17 protein-coding genes are annotated in these 23,496 nt (G+C 62.3%); 10 read left to right on the forward strand and 7 right to left on the reverse strand.

Features of this window, described 5'->3' with window-relative positions:
- The first annotated feature begins 143 nt into the window (after positions 1-143).
- The gene (bfr, locus tag JZ00_RS28090) at positions 144-608 is read left to right on the forward strand and encodes a bacterioferritin (protein ID WP_024778335.1); all 465 of its coding nucleotides are present in this window, start codon (positions 144-146) and stop codon (positions 606-608) included.
- Between the two features lie 90 nt (positions 609-698).
- On the opposite strand, the gene uvrA is transcribed toward bfr, so the two are convergent.
- Positions 699-3,533, reverse strand: coding sequence for an excinuclease ABC subunit UvrA (gene uvrA / locus JZ00_RS28095; protein WP_039594462.1), 2,835 nt, complete (start codon positions 3,531-3,533; stop codon positions 699-701).
- A gap of 168 nt (positions 3,534-3,701) precedes the next feature.
- Here uvrA and JZ00_RS28100 point away from each other — a divergent pair, with 168 nt between their 5' ends.
- From JZ00_RS28100 to JZ00_RS28110, 3 genes are all read left to right on the forward strand, one after another.
- Complete coding sequence (locus JZ00_RS28100; protein WP_039594463.1) at positions 3,702-5,099, forward strand: MFS transporter; 1,398 nt, start codon at positions 3,702-3,704, stop codon at positions 5,097-5,099.
- Between the two features lie 9 nt (positions 5,100-5,108).
- The gene (locus JZ00_RS28105) at positions 5,109-5,624 is read left to right on the forward strand and encodes a single-stranded DNA-binding protein (RefSeq protein ID WP_024778338.1); all 516 of its coding nucleotides are present in this window, start codon (positions 5,109-5,111) and stop codon (positions 5,622-5,624) included.
- 336 nt (positions 5,625-5,960) lie between these two features.
- Complete coding sequence (locus JZ00_RS28110) at positions 5,961-6,887, forward strand: hypothetical protein (protein ID WP_039594464.1); 927 nt, start codon at positions 5,961-5,963, stop codon at positions 6,885-6,887.
- An 87-nt stretch (positions 6,888-6,974) separates the two neighbouring features.
- Here JZ00_RS28110 and JZ00_RS28115 read toward each other — a convergent pair whose 3' ends face one another.
- Positions 6,975-7,532: a cysteine hydrolase family protein gene (locus JZ00_RS28115; RefSeq protein ID WP_039594465.1), complete on the reverse strand. Its 558-nt coding sequence runs from the start codon at positions 7,530-7,532 to the stop codon at positions 6,975-6,977.
- Positions 7,533-7,630: 98 nt separating this feature from the next.
- Between JZ00_RS28115 and JZ00_RS28120 the strand changes: the two genes are divergently transcribed.
- From JZ00_RS28120 to JZ00_RS28130, 3 genes are all read left to right on the forward strand, one after another.
- A complete protein-coding gene (locus JZ00_RS28120; RefSeq protein WP_039594466.1) occupies positions 7,631-8,626 on the forward strand; it encodes a GlxA family transcriptional regulator in 996 nt (331 codons plus the stop codon).
- Positions 8,627-8,823: 197 nt separating this feature from the next.
- Positions 8,824-9,933: a DUF3182 family protein gene (locus JZ00_RS28125; RefSeq protein ID WP_039594467.1), complete on the forward strand. Its 1,110-nt coding sequence runs from the start codon at positions 8,824-8,826 to the stop codon at positions 9,931-9,933.
- A complete protein-coding gene (locus JZ00_RS28130) occupies positions 9,923-10,681 on the forward strand; it encodes an alpha/beta hydrolase family protein (protein ID WP_039594468.1) in 759 nt (252 codons plus the stop codon). The genes JZ00_RS28125 and JZ00_RS28130 overlap by 11 nt, the downstream gene beginning before the upstream one ends.
- A 78-nt stretch (positions 10,682-10,759) precedes the next feature.
- On the opposite strand, the gene JZ00_RS28135 is transcribed toward JZ00_RS28130, so the two are convergent.
- From JZ00_RS28135 to JZ00_RS28150, 4 genes are read right to left on the reverse strand one after another with little or no spacing between them, the layout of a single operon-like run.
- A complete protein-coding gene (locus JZ00_RS28135; protein WP_039594469.1) occupies positions 10,760-11,761 on the reverse strand; it encodes a lysylphosphatidylglycerol synthase domain-containing protein in 1,002 nt (333 codons plus the stop codon).
- Positions 11,748-13,046 carry a cardiolipin synthase ClsB gene (clsB, locus tag JZ00_RS28140; RefSeq protein WP_046510201.1) on the reverse strand — a complete coding sequence of 433 codons (1,299 nt, stop codon included), beginning with the start codon at positions 13,044-13,046 and terminating at the stop codon, positions 11,748-11,750. The genes JZ00_RS28135 and clsB overlap by 14 nt, the downstream gene beginning before the upstream one ends.
- Entirely contained in the window at positions 13,043-13,861 is an 819-nt protein-coding gene (locus tag JZ00_RS28145; RefSeq protein ID WP_039594470.1) for an endonuclease/exonuclease/phosphatase family protein, read from the reverse strand. Before JZ00_RS28145 ends, clsB begins: the two co-directional genes overlap by 4 nt.
- Complete coding sequence (locus JZ00_RS28150; RefSeq protein ID WP_039594471.1) at positions 13,858-14,784, reverse strand: DUF72 domain-containing protein; 927 nt, start codon at positions 14,782-14,784, stop codon at positions 13,858-13,860. The genes JZ00_RS28145 and JZ00_RS28150 overlap by 4 nt, the downstream gene beginning before the upstream one ends.
- 263 nt (positions 14,785-15,047) lie before the next feature.
- Between JZ00_RS28150 and JZ00_RS28155 the strand changes: the two genes are divergently transcribed.
- Positions 15,048-17,159 (forward strand): mechanosensitive ion channel family protein, encoded by a 2,112-nt coding sequence (locus JZ00_RS28155; RefSeq protein ID WP_039594472.1) that lies wholly within the window; start codon positions 15,048-15,050, stop codon positions 17,157-17,159.
- A gap of 6 nt (positions 17,160-17,165) precedes the next feature.
- Here JZ00_RS28155 and JZ00_RS28160 read toward each other — a convergent pair whose 3' ends face one another.
- Positions 17,166-21,491: a DEAD/DEAH box helicase gene (locus JZ00_RS28160; protein ID WP_039594473.1), complete on the reverse strand. Its 4,326-nt coding sequence runs from the start codon at positions 21,489-21,491 to the stop codon at positions 17,166-17,168.
- 190 nt (positions 21,492-21,681) lie between these two features.
- Here JZ00_RS28160 and JZ00_RS28165 point away from each other — a divergent pair, with 190 nt between their 5' ends.
- Entirely contained in the window at positions 21,682-22,566 is an 885-nt protein-coding gene (locus JZ00_RS28165; RefSeq protein WP_039594474.1) for a sugar nucleotide-binding protein, read from the forward strand.
- Entirely contained in the window at positions 22,559-23,488 is a 930-nt protein-coding gene (locus tag JZ00_RS28170) for an NAD-dependent epimerase/dehydratase family protein (RefSeq protein ID WP_039594475.1), read from the forward strand. Before JZ00_RS28165 ends, JZ00_RS28170 begins: the two co-directional genes overlap by 8 nt.
- The last annotated feature ends 8 nt before the right edge of the window (positions 23,489-23,496 follow it).

The following is a 23,496-nucleotide window of genomic DNA, read 5'->3' on the forward strand; positions in this document are numbered from 1 at the left end:
AGAACCGCCCTCAATTGGGCGGTTTTTGCGTTATTTAACCTGCTTTTCTTGGATTTTCCTCACTTTTGTTGCGCCCGGTGAGTGACCTTGCAGTCAGCTTGGTTCAAACTACAGCCTTTCAAAGCTTGTGGAGATGTAGGGCGATGCAAGGTCACCCAGACGTAATCGATTACCTCAACACGTTGCTGACCGGCGAACTGGCGGCCCGTGATCAATATTTCATCCATTCGCGGATGTACGAGGATTGGGGTTTTACCGAGCTCTACGAACGTATCAACCATGAGATGGAAGAAGAGGCCCAGCACGCCGATGCATTGATGCGCCGGATCCTGATGCTCGAAGGCACGCCACGCATGCGTCCGGACGACCTGGATATCGGCACCACGGTGCCCGACATGCTCGCTGCCGACTTGCGCTTGGAGTACAAGGTCCGCGCTGCGCTGTGTAAAGGGATTGAGCTGTGCGAACAACACAACGACTACGTAACCCGCGAAATCCTGCGCGTCCAGCTCAACGACACCGAAGAAGATCATACTTACTGGCTTGAAAAGCAGTTGGGTCTGATCAAGCTGATCGGATTGGAGAATTACCTGCAGTCGCAGTTCTGATTCAGCGATTGTGGGAGCACTCGCTTCCACAGGAAAACAAAAAGCCCCTGGCTCGTTGAGATACCAGGGGCTTTTTCGTGCTTGGGGAAATCAGTCCCGATCACGCTCCAGCAGCGGCTTGAGATAATACCCAGTGTGGGACTGCTTCATCTCGGCCACTTGTTCCGGCGTCCCCACGGCAATGATCTGGCCACCCTTGGAACCGCCCTCCGGGCCCAGGTCCACCAGCCAGTCAGCGGTCTTGATCACGTCCAGGTTGTGCTCAATAACCACTACGGTGTTGCCGTGATCGCGCAGACGATGCAGCACATCGAGCAGTTGCTGGATATCGGCGAAGTGCAGGCCGGTGGTCGGCTCGTCGAGGATATACAGGGTCTTGCCGGTATCGCGCTTGGACAGCTCGCGGGATAGCTTGACCCGCTGCGCCTCGCCACCGGACAAGGTCGTCGCCGACTGCCCGAGCTTGATGTACGAAAGGCCAACGTCCATCAATGTCTGGAGTTTACGTGCCAGCGCCGGTACCGCGTCGAAGAACACCCGGGCCTCTTCGATGGTCATCTCCAGGGTTTCGTGGATGTTCTTGCCCTTGTACTTGATCTCCAGCGTCTCGCGGTTGTAGCGCTTGCTCTTGCACACGTCGCATGGCACGTAGATGTCAGGCAGGAAGTGCATTTCCACCTTGATCAAGCCATCGCCCTGGCAGGCCTCGCAGCGCCCACCCTTGACGTTGAACGAGAAACGCCCTGGGCCGTAGCCCCGTGAACGGGACTCCGGCACGCCGGCGAACAGTTCTCGGATCGGGGTGAACAGCCCGGTATAAGTCGCCGGGTTGGAGCGCGGCGTGCGGCCAATCGGGCTCTGGTCGATGTCGACGACTTTGTCCAGGTGCTCCAGGCCCTTGATGCTGTCATGAGCGGCAGCTTCCAAGGTCGTGGCGCCGTTCAGGGCCGTGGCGCTGAGGGGGAACAGCGTGTTGTTGATCAGTGTCGACTTGCCGGAGCCGGACACACCGGTAACGCAGGTCAGCAGGCCGATCGGGATCTCCAGGTCGACGTTGCGCAGGTTGTTGCCGCGGGCGCCCTTGAGGGTCAGCGACAACTTTTTGTTGCGCGGCGTACGCTTGGCCGGGACCTTGATCTTCACCCGGCCCGACAGGTATTTGCCTGTCAGCGAGTCAGGATGCGCCATGACCTCGGCCGCTGTTCCCTGGGCGACGATATGGCCCCCATGCACGCCAGCGCCAGGACCGATGTCCACTACATAGTCGGCCAGGCGGATCGCGTCTTCATCGTGCTCGACCACGATGACCGTGTTGCCGATATCCCGCAGGTGTTTCAGCGTTCCGAGCAGCCGGTCATTGTCCCGTTGATGAAGGCCAATGGACGGCTCATCGAGGATGTACATGACGCCCACAAGGCCGGCGCCAATCTGGCTGGCGAGACGAATACGCTGGGCTTCGCCGCCGGACAGGGTGTCCGCGCTGCGGTCGAGTGTCAGGTAGTCCAGCCCAACGTTCACCAGGAACTGCAAGCGCTCGCGAATCTCCTTGAGGATCTTGTCGGCGATTTCGCCCCGGCGCCCCGTCAGTTTGATTCCCTCGAAGTAATCGGTGGCGTCGCCGATCGGCAGGCTGGTTACCGCCGGCAGGGTTTTCTCGCCGACCCACACGTGCCGCGCCTCACGGCGCAAGCGGGTGCCACGGCAATCCGGGCAGGGCTGGGTGCTGAGGAACTTGGCGAGTTCTTCGCGCACGCTGGCTGACTCGGTCTCGCGGTAACGCCGCTCCAGGTTGGGCACGATGCCTTCGAACGGGTGGGAGCGCTTGACGATATCGCCCCGGTCGTTCAGGTATTTGAAGTCGACGTTCTGCGAGCCGCTGCCGTGCAGGATGAACTTCTGCTGTTCGGCGGGCAGCTCGTTGAAGGGCTTGTCCAGGCTGAACTTATAGTGGGCCGCCAGCGAACCGAGCATCTGGAAATAGTAGACGTTACGCCTGTCCCAGCCTCGAATTGCGCCTTCGGCCAAGGTCAGTTCGCCATTGACCAGGCGCTTGGTGTCGAAGAACTGCTTGACCCCCAGGCCATCACAGGTCGGGCACGCGCCGGCCGGGTTGTTGAAGGAGAACAGCTTGGGCTCCAGCTCGCTGATGGCATGGCCACAGATCGGACAGGCGAAGCGCGCGGAGAAAATCATCTCTTCACCCGGTTCGTCGTCCATCGGCGCAACCAGGGCGATGCCGTCGGCCAGCTTCAGGGCTGTCTCGAACGATTCGGCCAGGCGCTGTTGCAAGTCGGCGCGGACCTTGAAGCGGTCCACCACCACATCGATCGAGTGCTTCTTCTGTTTATCCAGCTTCGGCAGTTCGTCCAGCTCGCACAGCTTGCCGTTGACCCGCGCACGTACGAAGCCTTGGGCGCGCAACTCTTCGAAGACCATCAAGTGCTCGCCCTTGCGCTCGCGGATGACCGGCGCCAGGAGCATCAGCTTGCTGCCTTCGGGCTGGGCCAGCACCAGGTCGACCATCTGGCTGACGGTCTGGGCTTCCAACGGAATGTCGTGGTCCGGGCAGCGAGGAATACCGACCCGCGCATATAGCAGGCGAAGGTAGTCGTAGATCTCGGTAATGGTGCCGACCGTCGACCTGGGGTTGTGGGAAGTCGATTTCTGCTCGATGGAGATCGCCGGCGACAGGCCTTCGATGGTGTCGACATCGGGTTTTTCCATCATCGACAGGAACTGCCGGGCGTAGGCCGACAGCGATTCGACATAGCGGCGCTGGCCTTCGGCGTACAGGGTGTCGAAGGCCAGGGATGATTTACCGGATCCGGACAGGCCGGTGATGACGATCAGCTTGTCCCGGGGCAGGGTCAGGTCGATGTTCTTCAGGTTGTGGGTACGGGCCCCACGAATCAGGATCTTGTCCAAAATGGCCTCGCTCGGCGGGCGTCGAAAACGTAGGAGTATACGGGTAAATACTGGATGGATACACACTATCAAGTGTCATGCATGAAGACTGCGCGGCAAACGGTCGCCATATACCCCCTCAATCGATGGGACTGGTAGAATCCCCGCCGGTTCACACGAGGTTTTTCCATGCACGATCCCCACAGCGAACGCATGAGTAGCGGCGAGACCCGCGCGGCAAGCGGCCTGGCCCTGGTGTTCGCCTTTCGCATGCTGGGCATGTTCATGGTGTTGCCGGTACTGGCGACCTATGGCATGGACCTGGCGGGCGCGACCCCGGCCCTCATCGGGTTGGCGATCGGCGCCTACGGCCTGACCCAGGCCATTTTCCAGATTCCCTTTGGCATTATTTCCGACCGTATCGGTCGCCGTCCGGTCATTTATCTTGGCCTCATCGTCTTCGCCCTCGGCAGCGTGCTCGCGGCGAACGCGGACTCGATCTGGGGCGTGATTGCCGGCCGGATCCTGCAAGGGGCGGGTGCGATTTCCGCCGCCGTCATGGCCCTGCTGTCAGACTTGACCCGCGAACAGCACCGGACAAAAGCCATGGCGATGATCGGCATGACGATTGGTCTGTCGTTCGCCGTCGCCATGGTCGTAGGACCGTTGTTGACGCGAGCCTTTGGCTTGTCAGGCCTGTTCCTGGCAACCGGTGCCATGGCATTGGTCGGTATCCTGATCGTTGCGGTCATCGTGCCGCGCTCCACGGGGCCTTTGCAGCACCGCGAATCCGGTGTGGCCCGCCAGGCGTTGGTGCCGACCCTCAAGCATCCTGACCTGCTGCGCCTGGACCTGGGCATCTTCGTGCTCCATGCCATGCTGATGTCCAGCTTCGTGGCCCTGCCGCTGGCACTTGTGGAAAAGGCCGGCCTGCCCAAGGAGCAGCATTGGTGGGTGTACCTGACGGCACTGGTCATTTCGTTCTTCGCGATGATCCCGTTCATCATCTATGGCGAAAAGCGACGCAAAATGAAACGAGTTTTACTCGGCGCCGTCGTGACGCTCATGCTCACTGAGCTATTCTTCTGGCAGTTCGGCGACAGCCTACGGGCCTTGGTGATCGGCACTGTGGTGTTCTTCACCGCGTTCAACCTGCTGGAGGCATCGCTGCCGTCGTTGATCAGCAAGGTTTCACCGGCGGGCGGCAAGGGCACGGCGATGGGGGTTTATTCCACCAGCCAATTCCTGGGTTCGGCACTGGGCGGCATCCTCGGCGGCTGGTTGTTCCAGCACGGCGGTTTGTCGGTTGTGTTCCTGGGATGTGCCGCGCTGGCTGCACTTTGGTTGGCCTTTGCTGTTACCATGCGCGAACCTCCGTATGTGACGAGCCTGCGCTTGCCGTTGTCGCCCGAAGCCATCCGCGAAGCAGGCCTGGCCGAGCGCCTCAGGGCCGTCGTTGGAGTAACCGATGCAGTGGTGGTCGCCGACGAGGCGGCCGTGTATATCAAACTGGACACCGAATTATTGGATCGTGCGACGCTTGAGCGCCTGGTGAACAACCCGGCCCCGGCAGCGTGCGAAGCCTAGGAGAACGTTATGGCCCGTGGGGTTAACAAAGTCATATTGGTCGGTACTTGCGGCCAGGATCCAGAAGTTCGCTACCTGCCTAACGGCAACGCCGTGACCAACCTGAGCCTGGCGACCAGCGAACAATGGACCGACAAGCAAACCGGTCAGAAGGTCGAGAAGACCGAATGGCACCGCGTGTCGATGTTCGGCAAAGTGGCCGAGATTGCCGGCGAATACCTGCGCAAGGGTTCGCAGGTCTACATCGAAGGCAAGCTGCAGACTCGCGAGTGGGAAAAAGACGGCATCAAGCGCTACACCACCGAAATCGTGGTCGACATGCAAGGCACCATGCAATTGCTCGGCGGCCGGCCGCAAGGCGACCAGCAGCAAGGTGGCAACAACTACCAGCAGTCGGCTCCGCGTCAGCAAGCCCCTCGTCCGCAGTCGGCGCCACAGCCACAGCGCGAACGCCCGGCTCCGCAACAGGCCGCGCCGCAGCCGGCTCCGGATTTCGACAGCTTTGATGACGATATTCCGTTCTGATCTGCAGCTTTTTCAGAACGATAAATATGAGAAGCGAAGCCATTGATTTGGCTTCGCTTTTTTTTTGCTTTCAGGTTTTTCGGAAAATTAGCCGGTTCTGAGTCTTTACCATTCGTAGTTGGAATGAGCGCGTCGTTCCGGGCAAGGAACCGGGTGAAGGCCTATCATTGTCATTTCCAGCCTTCGTTGACATTTCACTCGTCTGGGCTGTGCATCACTTCGCTTGAAACTGCACTTGAGACCATTGTGCGGAACTCTCGCCAGGCGAGCCTTACGTCCGTTGAGCCTTCATGAGTTCCGAGGCAGGAGCCATCACTTCAGGGAAGGAAGTACGGTATGACATTACTCATCGGTGGGCGTCGAGTTGCCAAACCTGACGACGAGCCAAAGGCCTCCTCCAGCGTTGACCCGGGCGACTACGAAGAAGCTGCGCTGGCACAGCAATTGACTGAGGCTCTGCAGTCGAAGGGCATGCTGGAGCAGGCACATTTGGTGGTGGCGCTCGGCCTGTTTAGCGAGTACGTGCGTCAGCCGAAAGAAGAGAGTTTCACCTCGATAGAGGCGTTGGCGATCCATCTCCTCGAACGGCAGCAGGCGAAATCCCCTTTGACGCCTGATCATGAGGCTGTACCGGTTTTCGGCAAGGCCTTTGAAGCGTTGAGGAACGGCGGGACGTTGTCGCAGGTTGCGGTGGGCGGACAGAAACGAGTATTTCAGTTGGACGCTCACCCCGATATTTTCATGGCGGTTGCAAAAGACAGCAGCAAGGATCAGGAGGTAGCCCGTCAGGCAAGATTGATGAAAGATCTACCAGCGTCAGGGGTGCGGTCGCTGACGGTCTCGGAGGTCTTTGAGCATGATGGGAGAAAAGCGTTCTTCTCAAAAAAAGTGGAGGGGGCAGAAGGCGCAAGGATATTGAGTGGGGTCAGCACCATGCAGCAATTGACCTTGGCAAAGTCCACGCTGGTATCGGCCTTGAAGAAAAAAGGAGTCTTCACAGATTCCACCAAATTGGCCGTTACGGTCTCTGATTTGGAGGCCATCAGGGAATATGCAACCGAAAAGCCGTCTTTTACTTGGGATCTACAATGCATCGTCGAATCCACTACCGGGCATTTGATTATTCATGATCCTTCCAGAACCGATGGCCCATCAGCAGGCGCAGCGGCAGCTCAAAGAGAAGCTAAAGCGCTAAAAGATCTCGCAATGGTCGCTTCCGTGCTGAAAGAGCAGTTAGCGAAGCTGAGCGCAGTAAAGAAGTAATCAGTGCTCACCCATTAAAACCACGGCAGGTCCTATGAAAAAAACCGCGCTTCGGTCCCCGAGGCGCGATTTTTTTCTGCTCGGTGGTTAAGGCCTACCGACAGCCAGGAACTGCTCGGTACTCACCACATTCGCATAGGCAAACCCCAGCGCCGACATGAACGCAGCGTGGACATGGGCAGCAGGGACGACGAGGCCGTTGAATTCCAGGTCGCGGCTGGCACAGGCGTCGTGCACCACCGTGACTTCGTAGCCCATGTCCGCCGCAGCGCGGGCAATGCCGTCGATGCACATGTGGCTCATGCTACCGACGACAACCAACCGCTCGATGCCGTGCTGTTGGAGGATTGCTTGCAGTTCGGTTTCGCGAAATGAATTGACGAAGTGCTTGAGCACCACTGGCTCCTCGGCGTGGTTGAGTACCTTGGGGTGCAACTGTGCGCCTTTGGAGCCTGGGGTGAAGAAAGGCGCGTCGTCGGATGTGAATTCGTGGCGGATGTGCACCACGCTGTCGCCGGCCTGGCGAAAGGCTGCGATCAACCGGGCGGCGTTATCGGCGGCGGTGTCGGCACCGACCAGGGGCCATTTTCCCTGGGGGAAGTAGTCGTTCTGGATATCGACTACGATGAGCGCTTGCTTGGACATGAGGACTTCCTCGATCAGGTTGGGTAGGGCGCCAGTATTGGCGTTCACCGCCGGGTCGAGAATTGGCCGCAACGACAATAAGCGAGGGAAAACTGACAATGGCGCAGGAAAGGGCGTTCGTCGAACTCGGCGTGCTGATCTACCCCGGCGCGCAAATGGCCGCGGTGCACGGTTTGACCGATCTGTTCGCCGTGGCGGATGGCATCGCGGCGGAGCACGCCAGTGCGCAACTGCGGCGGCTGCGCGTGAGCCACTGGCAGACGGCGGGCGGTGAATTGCCGTCGCGGGTGTTTGCCAGTGATGCCGGTCCGGACCTGCCCTTGGTCGCGTTGCTGATCCCGCCATCGATTGCAGGCTTCAATGAAAACGTTGCCACGCCGCCGCTGATGGATTGGCTCCGGGCGCAGCACGCCAGCGGCACGGTTCTGGGCGGGGTTTGCGTCGGCTCGATCCTGCTGGCCGAAAGCGGTTTGCTGGACGGGCGCAGCGCGACGACCCACTGGACCTCGGCCAAGACCTTTGCGGCGCGCTATCCGAAGATCAAGCTCGACGCCGACAAACCCATGGTCGATGACGGCGACCTGATCACCACCGCCGGGCTCATGGCCTGGTCGGAGCTCGGGCTGCGGCTCGTGGACCGCTTGCTCGGGCCCAGCATCGCCACGCGCACCGCGCAATTTCTGGTGATCGAACACAGCGACAGCGCGAGCCAGTGCGGCAGTAATTTTGCGCCGATCCTCGGGCATGGCGATGGTGCGATCCTGAAGGTACAGCACTGGTTGCAACGCAGCGGCGCGGTGGATGTTTCCCTTGGCGCAATGGCCGAACAGGCAGGGCTGGAGGAGCGCACCTTCCTTCGCCGGTTTCGTGCGGCCACCGGCCTCAAGCCCACCGAATACTGCCAGCACCTGCGGGTTGGCAAGGCCCGGGAAATGCTGGAGTTCACCAATGGCACCATCGATCACATCGCCTGGACCGTCGGTTACCAGGATCCGTCTGCCTTTCGAGCGACTTTCAAGAAAATTACCGGGCTGGCGCCGAGTGATTATCGGGCCAGGTTTGGCGTAAGCCCTCAAAACGCCGGCAGAAGCTGAAACACGGGAAAAACCGGAGCTGGCGTCGTGCAATTTGCCGGGCAGCTGCTGGCAGTCGTGCAGAATGAAACAGGCCCGGTGCCACATCATCCGCTCATCCCCCCGTTTCCTCGACCGTTCGTCCCCCACCGAGCCGTTGGCCTGATCTCTGCAATCCTTATAGCTACGGCTATTGAGCGCAGTTGAAAGGACAACGCATGACCCAGATCCCTCGTGACAAATGTGTAGTGGCCCACTCGGTCAATCCCCAGGCACCGCTGCATGAAGTCGAGACCAACCGGGCACTGGCGCGCTGGTTGGCGAACATCCTTGGCCTGGAATACGGCGGCAGCTATGACAGCCACAAACACGCCGGGCGAGATTTGTACCTGCTGCCCACACAAACCCTGATCGGGCCGGAGGCTGCGTTGCGCCTGGGCGTCAAGGGACCGGATGACCTGTGGGGCGGTTACGTCGACCACGATTTCATCTGCACCAAGGCGATTGCCCATGGTCTGTTGAACAAGGACGCAGTCGCGCCGAAGGGCTGGTCACCGCTGTTCGCCAAGCTGACCCGGGGCGTCGTGCTCGACGGCGTCAGCGTGTTTTCGCTCAAGGATGCGCGCCAGGCCGCCGAGCATTTGCTGTACGCCGGGCCGATCCGCTTCAAGCCCATCCATGCTTGCGCCGGACGTGGCCAGCGGGTTATCCGGAGCGTCGCGCAATTCGATGAAATCGTCGCGGCTCCAGACGCCCAGGCATTGTTCAGCGAGGGCATCGTGCTGGAACAGAATCTCAGTGAGGTCAAGACCCAGAGCGTCGGCCAAAGCTTTATCAACGGCAAGGTCTTGAGCTACTGCGGCGTACAGCACCTGACCCGCGACAACGAAGGGGAAGAAGTCTACGGCGGTTCTGACCTGCTGGTGGCGCAAGGTGGCTACATCGAGCTTCTCGGCCTGGAATTGCCGGACGATGTGCGCGAAGCGGTGCGGCTGGCGCAGGTATTCGATGATGCCGCCAACCAGGCTTTCCCATCGTTCTTTGCGTCGCGGCGCAACTATGACATCGCCCAAGGGACGGACACCGGTGGCCAGCCTCGCGGCGGCGTGCTGGAGCAATCGTGGCGAATGGGCGGCGCCAGCAGCGCGGAGCTTGCCGCGTTGCAGGTGTTTGTCGAGGACCCCTCGATCCGCGCGGTTCGGGTGTCCTCGATCGAGACTTACACCGACCAACCGCTGCCGCCGGGCGCCACGGAGGTTTATCGCGGCGCGGCGGAGAATGGTGATTTCCTACTCAAATACGTAACGGTCCAATCCTATGACGGCTAGAAGTGAAACCATCCAGATTGCGATTGATGATGAGCATATGAACGGGACCTTCCTCAGCCCCAAGTCGAAGGTTCCCGGCGTGTTGTTTGTCCACGGTTGGGGCGGCAGCCAGGAGCGTGATCTTGAACGGGCCAAGGGCATCGCCGGCCTGGGCTGCGTGTGCCTGACCTTCGATTTGCGCGGGCACACCGGGGGCGCAGGAATTCCCCTGTCACGGGTCACCCGCGAGGACAACCTGCGCGACCTGCTGGCGGCCTACGACCGATTGCTCGCCCACCCGGCCCTCGACACCTCGGCGATTGCCGTGGTCGGCACCAGCTACGGTGGATATCTGGCCTCGATCCTGACCTCGTTGCGACCGGTGCGCTGGCTGGCCCTGCGGGTGCCGGCGCTGTACCGCGACGAGCAATGGCACACGCCCAAGCGCGATCTGGATAAAACCGATCTGCTGGATTATCGCAGCACCCTGGTCCACGCCAATACCAACCGCGCCTTGCACGCGTGCTCGCAGTTCACCGGCGATGTGCTGCTGGTGGAGTCCGAAACCGACGACCATGTGCCCCATGCCACCATCATGAGCTACCGCGCCGCCTGCCAGCAGACTCATTCGCTGACCCACCGGATCATCGACGGCGCCGACCATTCCCTGAGCGACCCCGTGTCACAACAGGCCTACACGTCGATCCTGGTGAGCTGGATCACGGAAATGGTGGTGGGCGAACGGTTGAGCATCATTCAGGAGCGGTAGACATGTGGCGTCCAGGCGGGCCTCTTCGGCGGATCGCTGGCGGAGCAAGCCCGCTCCCAGCCCAGGCCAGGCGCTACATCACTTGACTCCAGGCTTGACCCGCAGCGCCTTTGCCTTCGCCTCGATCACCAGGTACATCACCACCGTGATCAACAACGGCAAGATGAAATAGATCGCCCGGTAGGCAATCAATCCCGCGATCAGGCTGCCTCGCGATACCTCATGCTGCAACAGCGCGACGAACACCGCCTCCAGCACCCCGAGCCCGGCAGGAATGTGCGTGATGACCCCGGCGATGCTGCTGATCAACAGGACCCCGAGCACCACCGGGTATTCGAGCTTGCTCGGCAGCAACGTAAAGATCACCGCCGCCATCAACGACCAATTCAACGCACCCAGTGCCAGTTGCAGCACGGCCATGCGCAGGGAAGGCAGGTTGATTTCCATCCCGCGAACCGTCCAGGCCCGGCGCTTGGAGAAGCGGCAGGCCAGCAGGTAGCTGGCGCTTGCCAGCAACAACAGCACGCCCACGCCTTGCAGGGCATTGCTGCTCAGCTTCCAACCCGGCGGCATGGTCACCAGGCCGCTGCTGAAAACCACGCCGGCCAACGTCATATAACCGAACCAGTTGGTGGCGAGGCTTAGGCCAAGGATCTTGGCGATATTGCCTGTGCTCACCCCCAGCCGCGAATACAGCCTATAGCGCATGGCGATGCCACCGACCCAGGCGCTGAGGTTGAGATTGAAGGCATAGCTGATCACCCCCACCGGCAAGATCTGCCGCCAACCCAGTTTCTGTCGGATGTACGTACGGCCGATCAGGTCGAAGCAGGCGTAGGTAATAAAACTGGTGATGGTCAGCGCGGCCGCGATGACCAGCGTGCGCAGCTTGAAATCCGCCAGCGTCGTAAAGACTTCGGACCAGTCGATGCGCCGCGCCAACGCGGTGAACAGCACGATAAGCAGCAGGAAAAAGGCCAGGGTCAGCGGGCGTTTCCAGCGGCTCCAGCGCGATTTTGGCTTGGTCTGTTCCGGCGCATGGGCGTCTCTCGGCGCGGTGTGCGCTTCAGAGTGGTTCATGGGGTTCGCTCCGGACCGCCGTCGGCGGTGAAAAAGGTTTCAGACGCGGTTTATGGGCCGGCAGCCATCCGGCCCAAGCCGGAAAATGACGCAGGAAGTGGAACACCATGAAACCGATGGTCATGCGCCAGAGCAGCCCACGCGGGGCATGGTTCTCCGGCATGACGGTGCAGTGATTGCGGCTCAAGTGATCGAGGCGCTCGAACAGTTCGCGGTTAAACCCGCGGTCGCGGATCAGCACGTTGGCTTCCAGGTTCAGCGACAGGCTCAACGGGTCGAGGTTGCTCGAACCGACGGTGCTCCAGTCCTCATCCACCAGGGCGACCTTGCCGTGCAGCGGTCGCTCGCAATATTCATAGATCGTCACGCCGGCCTTGAGCAGATAGTTGTAGAGCATCCGTGCCGCGAGCTTGGCGATCATCATGTCCGGTTGCCCTTGCAGGATCAGCCGCACCTCCACACCACGTCGCGCGGCATTACGGATCTCGCGCAACAACCGATAACCGGGGAAGAAATAGGCATTGGCAATTACCACCCGGCGCCGGGCGCTGCGCAGCACTTGCAGGTAGACCTCCTCGATGTCGGTCTGATGCTCGTGGTTATCGCGATAGACCAGGCGCACCTGGCCGTCATGGTCATTGAAGGCCAGCTCGGTGCGGCGGCTGCGGCGACGTTGCCACCAATACTTGGCCCGGGCCGGACGCCCGGTTTGCAGCAGCGCGAAGTGATGGATGTCCACCACCGCCGGGCCTTTGATTTCCACCGAATAATCCTGCTTGGCTTCGGGGCCGAAGTCGCCCAGGTGGTCAGCGGAAAAGTTAATCCCGCCGATGAATGCGATCACGCCATCCACCACCACGATCTTGCGGTGCAGGCGGCGGAACCAGTTGGTGCGGATGCCCAAGTGCCGCGGGGCCGGATCGAACATCTGCAGGCGTATCCCGGCATCGCTCAACGAGGCCAGGAAGTCGGTGGTCAGCTCGCCGCAACCGAACCCGTCGAGGTTGACGGTGATGCGTACGCCGCGCTTGGCCGCATCCACCAAGAGGTCCCGCAGTTCGAAGCCGACCTTGTCCTCGAACAGAATGAACGTCTCCAGGAGAATTTCTTCCTGGGCCCGGCGAATCGCCTCGAAAACCCGTGGGAAATATTCCTCGCCGTTTTCCAGGAGCGTGACGCGGTTATTACCGTGCCAGCCGTATTCGATATCGGCCAGCGCCGGGTTGCGTTCGGTCGGCGGCACCTCGACTTTTTCCACCGTTGCCTTGTTCATCGTCGCGCTCATAATTCGATCTCCACCGACAGCGGTGCGTGGTCGGAAAGGTGCGACCAGGGCCGTACATTCAGGACTTGGGCGTGATGGGCCTTGAGGTTGCGCACATAGATGCGGTCCAGCCGCAGGATGGGCAGGCGTGCCGGAAAACTGCGAGCCGGTTTGCCCCACTGTTCGGCGAAAACTTCGCGCAAGCCGCAGGGCGCGAGCAAGTCATTGGCCTTGCCGCGCCAATCGTTGAAATCCCCCGCGACAATCACGGGGGCCTCGGGTGGCAGCTCGCCCAGGCGTTGGCAAAGCAACTTCAACTGTGCGACACGATGGCCTTCGCGCAGCCCCAGATGGACGCAAATCGCATGCACATCCCGCCCCCCATCGCCGTTCGGCAGGCGCAACACGCTGTGCAGCATGCCGCGGCTTTCATGGCCGCTGATGGACACGTCGAGGTTGTCGTGGCGGATGATCTGGAATTTCGACAGCAACGCGTTGCCATGGTCACCCGCGGGGTACACGGCGTTGCGCCCGTAGGCGAACTGCGGCCAGAGGGTGTCGGCGAGAAATTCATATTGCGGAATGCTCGGCCAGTTGCTGTAGCGCTGGGGATGGTGCTCATGGGTGCCATGCACTTCTTGCAGGAACACCACGTCGGCCGACACGCTGCGCACCGCTTCGCGCAGTTCCGGCAGGATGAAACGTCGGTTCAGCGCGGTGAAGCCTTTGTGCGTATTGACCGTCAGCACCGTGAATCGATTGACTTGATCGAGCAGCCGCTGCGCCGAATCCTGCAACGGCTCGCGGGTGGCTTCGCTGGATTCTGGCGTGCTCATGGCAACACTCCTTCTGCCGGGCGCACACCGGGAGCGGTGGCGAGATTCTTGTCCAGGTCGAAGCGCTCCAGCAGGTGACGCGCGTCGTAGGGCGCGCGGACTTTGATGTCGTTGTCGAAATAGCAGAACACTTCCCGGCTCTTGCGCGCCCGGGGTTTTTTTTTCGGATCGATCAACTGTGCGTCGCTCGGCTGTGTGCCGTGGCTCCAGGCCTCGATCCGGTCACCCCAGCGCTTGAGCGCTTCGTCGGTGTAGCCGCTGGCGTACAACTCTTCGGCACCGTGCAGGCGCAGGTAGACGAAGTCGCTGGTCACGTCCTCGCGATAGGGCCATTTCCCGGCAGTATCCGCGACCACAAGTGCGACGTCGTAGCGTTTGAGCAGGGCGACGAAGCGTGGGTCGATAAAGCTATCGTGGCGAATTTCCACGGCATGGCGCAGCGGGCGCTTTTTGTCCGTCTCGGTGCTGGCATGGCCGTCCAGGCGCGACTCGTGCTCCCGGGCCAATGCGGCGGCGGCCTGGGTATCGTGGGGCAATTGCTTGAGGAAATCTTCAAAGAGCTCGGGATCGAATTTGAAGCTGGGCGGAAACTGCCAGAGGATGGCGCCGAGTTTTTCCTTGAGCTCCAGCACCCCGGAAGCGAAGAAATTCGCCAACGGCTTGTGAATGTCGCGCAGGCGCTTGATGTGGGTGATGAAGCGCGGCGCCTTGACGCTGAACACGAAGTCCGGCGGTGTCTCGGCGTACCACTGGGCATACCGCTCGGGACGTTGCAGGGCGTAGAACGATCCATTGATCTCGATGCTGTTGACCGCTCGAGAGGCGAATTGCAGTTCCCGTTTCTGCGCCAGCCCCTTGGGGTAGAAGTCTCCCCGCCAAGGCGTGTAGCGCCAACCGGAAATGCCAATGTGGATCGCCGTCATGTATCCCTCCCGTGCCAATGACCTCGTACCGCCTGTGTCTTTTGATGACCGCCGGGCGGGCTGGAAAGTTTCGGTGGTCTTACCGGCGGAGGGAGCTGAGCGGATTCTGTGGCGAGGGAGTTCCCGCCGCGTCGCGCAGGGAACGGGTCTTGTGGCGAGGGGAAATCCCCTTGCCACAAGGTATTTGTATTGCCCTTGAGAGCGAACTTGCCGGCCTGATGTTGATCAGTTCCTTACCGACCCCCGTGAAGGAGCCCTGCGTCTTGTCTCGATTGAGCGCTGTATTGCTGCTGTTGCTGCTGGCCATGACCGGCACCAGCGCCTACGGGACCGCTGCGGTCCCCGGCATCTCCAAACCCGCCGAAGCCCCGGCCGAGCCTGAGCCGTTGGTGCAAGGCGGCTTGTTGGGGGCCATCAGCTCCAGCATCGACGACGTCCAGGACAAGCTCGACCTCGACCAGAGCCTGGTGGACGCCTGGCGCCTGCGGGCGGATCGGGCGGTGGACGAGGTGGATCGGCTGGTGGACCAGACCTCCCGTTCCTCTTGGCGCGTGGCGGGCGATTTCCTGTTGCTCTCCGGCGTGTGGCTGGGGACGTTTGCGCTGATATGGACCGGCGCGCGATTGCTGGTGCGCCGCTTGAGTCGGCGCCGCTGGCTACGCACTCGCCAGCGGGTGCTGGACCTGCTCGGCTACCTGCTGCCCTACACGTTGCCTGCCGTGGCGTGCCTGCCGCTGACCCTCTATGTCAGCCATTTCCTGCAAGTCTCGGTTGGCCGGGCCTTGGCGTTGTGTTTCGCCTACGCCACCAGCAGCGGCATCGTTTCCACCTCGGTGCTGCTCTGCGTGATCGTGATGTTCAATGGCGGCCACAAACGGCGAGCGGTGGCGATCCTCCGTCGATTCAGCCCGCGGCCGTTGTTCATGATCGGCTTCCTGGCCGCGCTCAGCGATGCCTTGACCAGCCCGCAGATCGCTCGGCAGCTGGGCGGCAATATCACCAGCAGCATCGCGGTCTTCACCGGGCTGTCGGCTTCGATGATCTTTGGCTGGCTGGTGATCCACATGCGCCGGCCGGTGGCCCACCTGATCCGCAATCGGCCGCTGGCCCAGCGTCTCAAGCAACCGGCGTTGCAGGAATCGCTGCGGATCTTTTCCGGTCTCTGGTACTGGCCGATCCTGCTGATGGTGCTGGTGTCGGCGGTGAGCCTGATCGGGGTCGGCGAGGACAACCAGAAAGCCCTGCGTTGTGCCTTGTTCACCACGATCCTGCTGATCGCGACGGTGTTTCTCAGCACCGTGTTCCAGCATGTCTTCAAGTCGCCCAAGGCCGAGGCCATCCAGCGCAACAGCGCCTACAAAGGGCGGCTGTTGAGCCTGTTGCACGCGTTGTTGCGCATCGTCATGGCGGTGGCGTTCATCGAGATCCTCGGGCGGATCTGGGGCGTGTCGCTGTTTGAGTTCGCCTCACGCAACGCCGTGGGACGGGCGATCAGCGACTCCCTCAGTCGCATCGGGCTGATTTTCCTGGTGACTTGGCTGACGTGGGTGGTGCTCGACACGGCGATCCAGGAAGCGCTGAAGCCACCACTCAACAAGCGCGGCGCACGTGCGCCCAGCACACGGGTCAAGACCATCCTGCCGCTGCTGCGCAACGCGGCCAAAATAATCCTGGTGGTGATTTGCGCGATCACCACCATGGCCAACCTCGGCATCAACGTCGCGCCATTGCTCGCCGGTGCGGGCGTGGTGGGGCTGGCGATCGGTTTCGGTTCGCAGCAACTGGTGCAGGACGTGATCACCGGGCTGTTCATCATCATCGAGGACACGCTGTCTATCGGCGACTGGGTGGTGCTCAGTTCCGGCCACGCCGGCACCGTCGAAGGCCTGACCATCCGCACCCTGCGCCTGCGCGACGGCAAGGGTTTCGTGCATTCGGTGCCGTTCGGGCAAATCAAGGCCGTGACCAACCAATCCCGGCAATTCGCCTTTGCATTTTTCTCGGTGCAGTTCACCTACGACACCGACGTGGACCGCGCCATCGAACTGATCCGTGAAGCCGGCGATTCGATTTCCGAGGACCCGTTCCTCAAGTTCAACCTGCAAGGGCCGCTGGATGTATTCGGCGTGGACAAGATGGACCTCAACGGCGTGGTCCTCACCGCCCAGTTTCGCACGGTCTCGGGCGGGCAGTACGCCGTGAGCCGGGCGTTCAACCAGCGGTTGAAAAAGCTTGTGGATAACGAACCGTCGGTGCACTTCGCGCAGACTTATCCACAGCAGGGGGTATTGCCGAAGCGGTTGGATACGCAAGTCGAAAATTCAGCGCCTTCGACGCAGGCACCCTCGAAGCCTTCCGATCAGCCTGCCCGATAACCGTGGCTAAAGGTGTTGAATCAGCTTGGCGCGAATCTCCGCCATCGCTTGGGCATCCAACCCCACAAACAGATGTTGCTTGCCCGCAACCAGTGCCGCCACCGGCAACCCATCCCGATACACCAGCCGATTGCTCGCCAGTGCCGGTACTTTCGCCCCTGGAAGCAGGGTGCCGGCGAGGTTCAAGGGATCAACCCCGCACACCGCCACCAGGCTGCCATCGGTGGGCCGACGCCTTGCGTCGCGCAGCAGCGGGATGGCTTCGGGCAAGGCGAATTGTTCCCCGGCCAGCCCGCTGACGAAACGCCCGCCACGAATCTCGCCCCGTGCCTCCAACCGATGAAACGTGCGCAGCAACTCACGCCAGCTCGGCAGCCATTCGGCTTCACGCTCCAGCAAGCGCCAGAACACCACCCCATAACGGCGCAGCAGGGTCATGGCGATGTGTTCCAGGGTGTCGGGTGGCGTGGGCGTGGGCGCGGGCCGGTTGCCGGGTTCTGCCCCTGGCGTTGGCGAACTACGGCGCAGCAAGGCCCAGCGCCCGGCATCGTCCATGCCGCCGACAAACGCCCCGCGCCCGCGCCGGCTACTGCGGGCTTGGCGTTTGCTGGCGGGGGTGATCAAGGCCCGCAGCCCGGCGAAGCTGTCGGCGTTCACCAGCCCGGCGCCGACCAATTCCTGCAAGGCGGTTTCCAGCTCGCTGCGCAGCAGGTGCGCCTCGTGCAGCAGCTCATCGAAAAACAAGGCGCCGTGTTCACTCAATGCCTGATGGACTTTCTGTGTCCTGGGCGACAGCTCGCCGACTGGCGTCTGCTCAGCCAGGCTGCTCCAGAGCGCGACCTTGGCGCGCGGCAGCAACACGATCGGCGTGCTGCGCAAAGCGCTTGTGGACAACTTCTGGCGGGCGCTCAGGCGCGTCCAGACGAACTTGCCGCTGCGGCACAGTTCGTCGAGCCAGCTTGGTGAATAGTCCTTGATCCGCGCCGGCAAAAGGTCGCTGTCCCAGGCCGAGGCGGCAGCCGGGTAGCCTTCGAACTGGCTGATGATCGATGGCAGCACGGCGCTGCCCCGGCCCTGGCTGGACGACGACAGATGTTGCCAGTCGAACAGGAACCGCATGAAATCCTGCAGCATCACCGGCTCGATTTCCCGGCGCAGGCGCTTGACCGTGTAGCGGTGGATCCGTGCCAGCAGGTGTCGCTCGCACCATTCCTCCTGGGCGGTGCCCGGCGTGAAGCGACCGCGCAGCACGTACCCTTGTTGTTCGAGCTGGGCCAGGGCCTGGGTCGCTTGTGCCGGCGACAGCCCGAGCGGGTAGGCGATTGCGCTCAACGGCTGCGGGCCAAAGGCACTGAGCCGCGCGCGGAGCACTTCCACCATGGCCTCGTCGCTACCCCACGGCTCATCAAAACCCGGCAGCGGTGTCAGCGGCGGCTGCCATTGGGCTTGTGGATAAATCGCCTGCAGGCACGTCAGCCGCTCCAGCGGTACCCACAGGCCGCGCTCGTCACTGATCTGAATGTGGCTGGCGCGACCGCGCTCGGCCAGGGTCCGCAAACCGTCCAGCCACGACGGCTCGGCGCTGGCCTCGCTGTCGGCGATGCAGGCTAGGCTCATCAGCGCTTCGTGGATTTCATCGACATTGGTCGGCGTCGGCCAGGCCTCTTCCCGCACGGCCTGGATGGCCTCGGCGTCCAGCGCACCGAGGTCGTCGGTGGATTGCGGATCACTCCAGCGCCGGTTGATCACCGCTTGGGTGCGGCGCTCTTCCAGCGGCGCGTCGTCAAGAAAGGTGTAGGGCCGAGCGCTGAGGATTTCTGCCGCCAAAGGCGAGGGTGCAGGCAGGTCGCGGCTGACCAGGCGAATCGTGCCCGCTTCCATGCGCCGCAGCAGGGCCAGCCAGCCTTCGCTGTCCATGGCTTCGTGCAGGCAATCGTCGAGGGTCTGTTCCACCAGCGGGTGGTCGGGGATTTCACGCTCTCCGGCCAGGTTCTCCAGGCAGGCGATCTGGTCCGGGAATACGCTGGCGATCAAATCCTCACTTTTCATGCGCTGGATCTGCGGCGCGACTTTGCGTCCACCGGTGTAGCGCGGCAACGCCAGGGCCACGCCGGCGTTCCAGCGCCAGCGCACGCCGAACAGCGGCGCGTCCAGCACCGCCTGGACCAGGATCTGCTCGGCGCTCTGGCTGTTGAGGTAGCGCCAGACTTCGTCCAGTTCGAAGCTGTGGCTGGTGGACAGCGACAGGACGATAGCGTCCTCGCTGGCAGCAGCCTGCAATTCGAAGTTGAAGGTGCGGCAGAAGCGCTTGCGCAGGGCCAGGCCCCAGGCGCGATTGATGCGACTGCCGAAGGGCGTGTGGATGATCAGTTGCGTGCCGCCGGACTCGTCGAAAAACCGTTCCATCACCAAGGTGTCCTGGGACGGCAGGGCGCCGAAGGCCAGACGCGCCGGGGCCAGGTAATCGACGATCTGTTCGGCGCTGGCGAGGTTCAAGTGCAAGGTGCCGGTCAGCCAGTCGAGGGCCGGTTGCAAGTCTCCCGGCGTGGCGCCGAGCAGTTGATCCAGCTGGGCTTGCAGGCGGGCCACGGCCTGGGACAACTCGGCGCTGCGCCCGGGGGCTTCGCCGAGCCAGAACGGAATGGTCGGCGGTTGGCCCTGGGCGTCCTCGACGCGCACGCGGCCGGTCTCGACGCGGATGATCCGGTAGGAGGTATTGCCCAGTTGGAACACGTCGCCGGCGATGCTCTCGACGGCGAAGTCCTCGTTGACGCTGCCGATGTTCAAGCCTTGGGGTTCGAGCAGCACGCTGTAGTCGGCGTTGTCCGGAATGGTGCCGCCGCTGGTCACCGCTGTCAGTTTGCTGCCCCGGCGCCCGCGAAGGGTCCGGGTGACGGCGTCGCGGTGCAGGTAGGCGCTGCGCACGCCTTGTCGGCCATTGAGGCCTTCGGCGAGCATTTGCAGCAGGGCCTGGTAATGATCTTCGTCCAGCTTTGCGTAAGGCGAGGCGCGGCGGAACATCTCCAGCAACGCCTGTTCATGCCATTCCTGGCAACTGACCTCGGCGACGATCTGCTGGGCCAGGACATCCAACGGCGCCTTGGGGATGTGCAGGATGTCCAGCTCGCCACGGCGCACGCAGTCGAGCAAGGCGGCGCATTCGATCAAGTCGTCGCGGGTGGTGGCGAACAGGCGTCCCTTGGGCGTGCCGCCGACCTGATGGCCGGAGCGTCCCACCCTTTGCAGGAACGCCGAGATCGAACGGGGCGAGGCGATCTGGCAGACCAGGTCGACATCGCCAATGTCGATGCCCAGCTCCAGGGACGCGGTGGCGATCAGCACCTGCAATTCGCCGCGCTTGAGGCGTTGCTCGGCGTCGAGGCGAAACTCCTTCGCCAGGCTGCCATGGTGGGCCGCCACCGCCTCCTTGCCCAAACGCTCGCTCAGGTGGCGACTCAGGCGTTCGGCCAGGCGCCGCGTGTTGACGAACACCAGCGTGGTTCGGTGCGCCCGGGCCAGTTCGGCGAGGCGGTTGTAGACCAGTTCCCAGACGTCATTGGCCATCACCGCTGACAGCGGCACCGGCGGCACCTCGATGTCCAGGTCCCGTGGGCGGGCGTGGCCGATGTCGACGATTTCGCAGGTGCGGCCTTCGCCGACGAGGAACCGCGAGACCGCTTCGATGGGCTTTTGCGTGGCAGACAGGCCGATGCGCACCAGCGGTTCGGCGCACAGCGCTTGCAGCCGTTCCAGGCTCAGGGCCAGGTGGCTGCCACGTTTGCTGGCGGCAATCGCATGGATTTCATCAACAATCACCGTGCGCGTGCTGGCGAGCATCTGCCGACCGGAATCGGAGCCGAGCAGCACATAAAGCGATTCGGGCGTGGTGACCAGGATGTGCGGCGCGGTCTTGCGCATCGCCGAGCGTTCTTTTTGCGGTGTGTCGCCGGTGCGTACGGCGGTGGTGATCGGCAGGGGCGGCAACCCCATCTGTTGCAATTGCTCGGTGATGCCGGCCAGGGGATTTTGCAGATTGATCTGGATATCGTTGCTCAAGGCCTTGAGCGGCGAGACATAGACTACCAAGGTCTGGTCCGGCAGGCCGCCTTGTTCCAGGCCGCGGTGCACCAGGTCATCCAGCACCGCGAGAAATGCGGTCAGGGTCTTGCCCGAGCCGGTGGGCGCCGCGACCAGCACCGAACGTCGCTGGCCGATCAACGGCCACGCCCGGGCCTGGGCGGCCGTGACCGCCGGGAAGGTCTGGCTGAACCAGGCGCGAACGGCGGGGTGAAAGCCTGCCATGGCGTGGTCGGCTGCAAGGGGCAGATTCATACGGGCAGTTTAGGCGGGTGGGGTGGGGTGGATGCAAGTGGCGCAACCGCCTGGAAGGACGGCCAACCCGGCGATCTGCACATTACGGATGACGGTTGCGCACTAAACCCGCAAAATGCAACGATTCCGACGACGCCCTCGGGCGTTGTCGACCAAATTCTTGTGCCAACAGACTGGGCCTGCTGACTTTATGCGAATGCGCCTTATGTTACTGGGCGGCGGAAATGCCCTTGGGCAGGCGCTGATTCGCCTCGGTGCAGAAGAAGACATCGGTTTTCTTGCCCCCCGCCCACCTGAAGACGGTTGGGATGCCGCGAGCCTCACGCAGTTGCTCGACGACACCCGGCCGGATGCGCTGATCAACCTGGCGTACTACTTCGACTGGTTCCAGGCTGAAACCGTCAGCGAGCAGCGCCTGGCCAGCCAGGAGCGGGCGGTCGAGCGCCTGGCGGAACTGTGCCAGCATCACAACATTGTCCTGCTGCAACCGTCGAGCTATCGCGTGTTCGATGGCTCTCGGGCCACCGCCTACAGCGAAAAGGACGAGCCCGTGCCGCTGGGCCTGCGTGGCCAGGCGTTGTGGCGCATCGAGCAAAGCGTGCGCGCCACCTGCCCGCAACATGTGCTGTTGCGTTTTGGCTGGCTGCTGGACGACAGCGCCGACGGCATCCTTGGCCGTTTCCTGGCCCGTGCCGAGCAGCCCGAAGAGTTGTTGCTGGCCGACGATCGGCGGGGCAATCCGACGCCGGTGGACGATGCGGCGCGGGTGATCATCTCGGTGCTCAAGCAACTCGATTGCGCGGCGCCGCTGTGGGGCACCTACCATTACGCCGGACATGAGGCGACTACGCCGCTGGCGCTAGGCCAGGCGATTCTCACCGAAGCCCGCGCATTGCACCCGCTGGCCATCGAGTCGCCCACACCCCAGGCCCATGCTGCAAGACCGGACGCCGCGGAAGAACCGCAGCACGCAGTCCTGGCCTGCAAGAAAATTCTGCACACTTTCGGGATCAAGCCCCGCGCCTGGCGCGCAGCACTCCCGGGCTTATTGGATAGGTTTTATCGCCATGGCTGAAGGCCCTGTTTTAATCACCGGCGGCGCGGGTTTCATTGGTTCGCACCTGACCGACGCCTTGCTCGCAAAAGGGCATTCGGTCCGCATTCTCGATGACTTGTCCACCGGCAAGCGCAGCAACCTGCCGCTGGAAAATCCAGCCCTCGAACTGATTGAAGGCGATGTCGCCGATGCCGCGCTCGTCGCCCGTGCCATGGCCGGTTGCAGCGCCGTGGCGCATCTGGCCGCGGTGGCCTCCGTGCAAGCCTCGGTGGATGACCCGGTGCGCACGCACCAAAGCAATTTCATCGGCACCCTGAACGTCTGCGAAGCCATGCGCCAGAGCGGTGTGAAACGGGTGCTGTTCGCCTCCAGCGCAGCGGTATATGGCAACAACGGTGAAGGCCAGGCCATCGGTGAAGACACGCCCAAGGCGCCGCTCACGCCTTACGCGGCGGACAAATTGGCCAGTGAATTCTATTTCGACTTCTATCGTCGCCAGCACGACCTCGAACCGGTGGTGTTCCGCTTCTTCAACATCTACGGCCCGCGCCAGGATCCGTCCTCGCCGTATTCAGGCGTCATCAGCATTTTCAGCGAACGTGCGCAGAAGGGCCTGCCGATCACCGTGTTTGGTGATGGCGAGCAGACTCGGGACTTTGTCTACGTCGAAGACCTGGTGGATGTGTTGGTGCAGGCCATCGAAAAGCCCGAGGTGGAAGTGGGCGCGGTGAATGTCGGCTGGAACCAGGCGACAACCCTCAAGCAGATGCTCCAGGCCCTGGCTGTGGTGGTGGGCGACTTGCCTGCAATCAGCCATGGCCCGGCACGTTCCGGAGACATCCGCCATTCGCGGGCCGACAACGGCCGTTTGTTGGCGCGTTTCCGCGTTCCGAAGCAAACGCCGATGAGCGTTGGGCTGGCACGGTTGTTGGGGCGCTGAGTTCAGCC

This window comes from Pseudomonas frederiksbergensis, assembly GCF_000802155.2.
Taxonomy (GTDB): Bacteria; Pseudomonadota; Gammaproteobacteria; order Pseudomonadales; family Pseudomonadaceae; genus Aquipseudomonas; species Aquipseudomonas frederiksbergensis_A.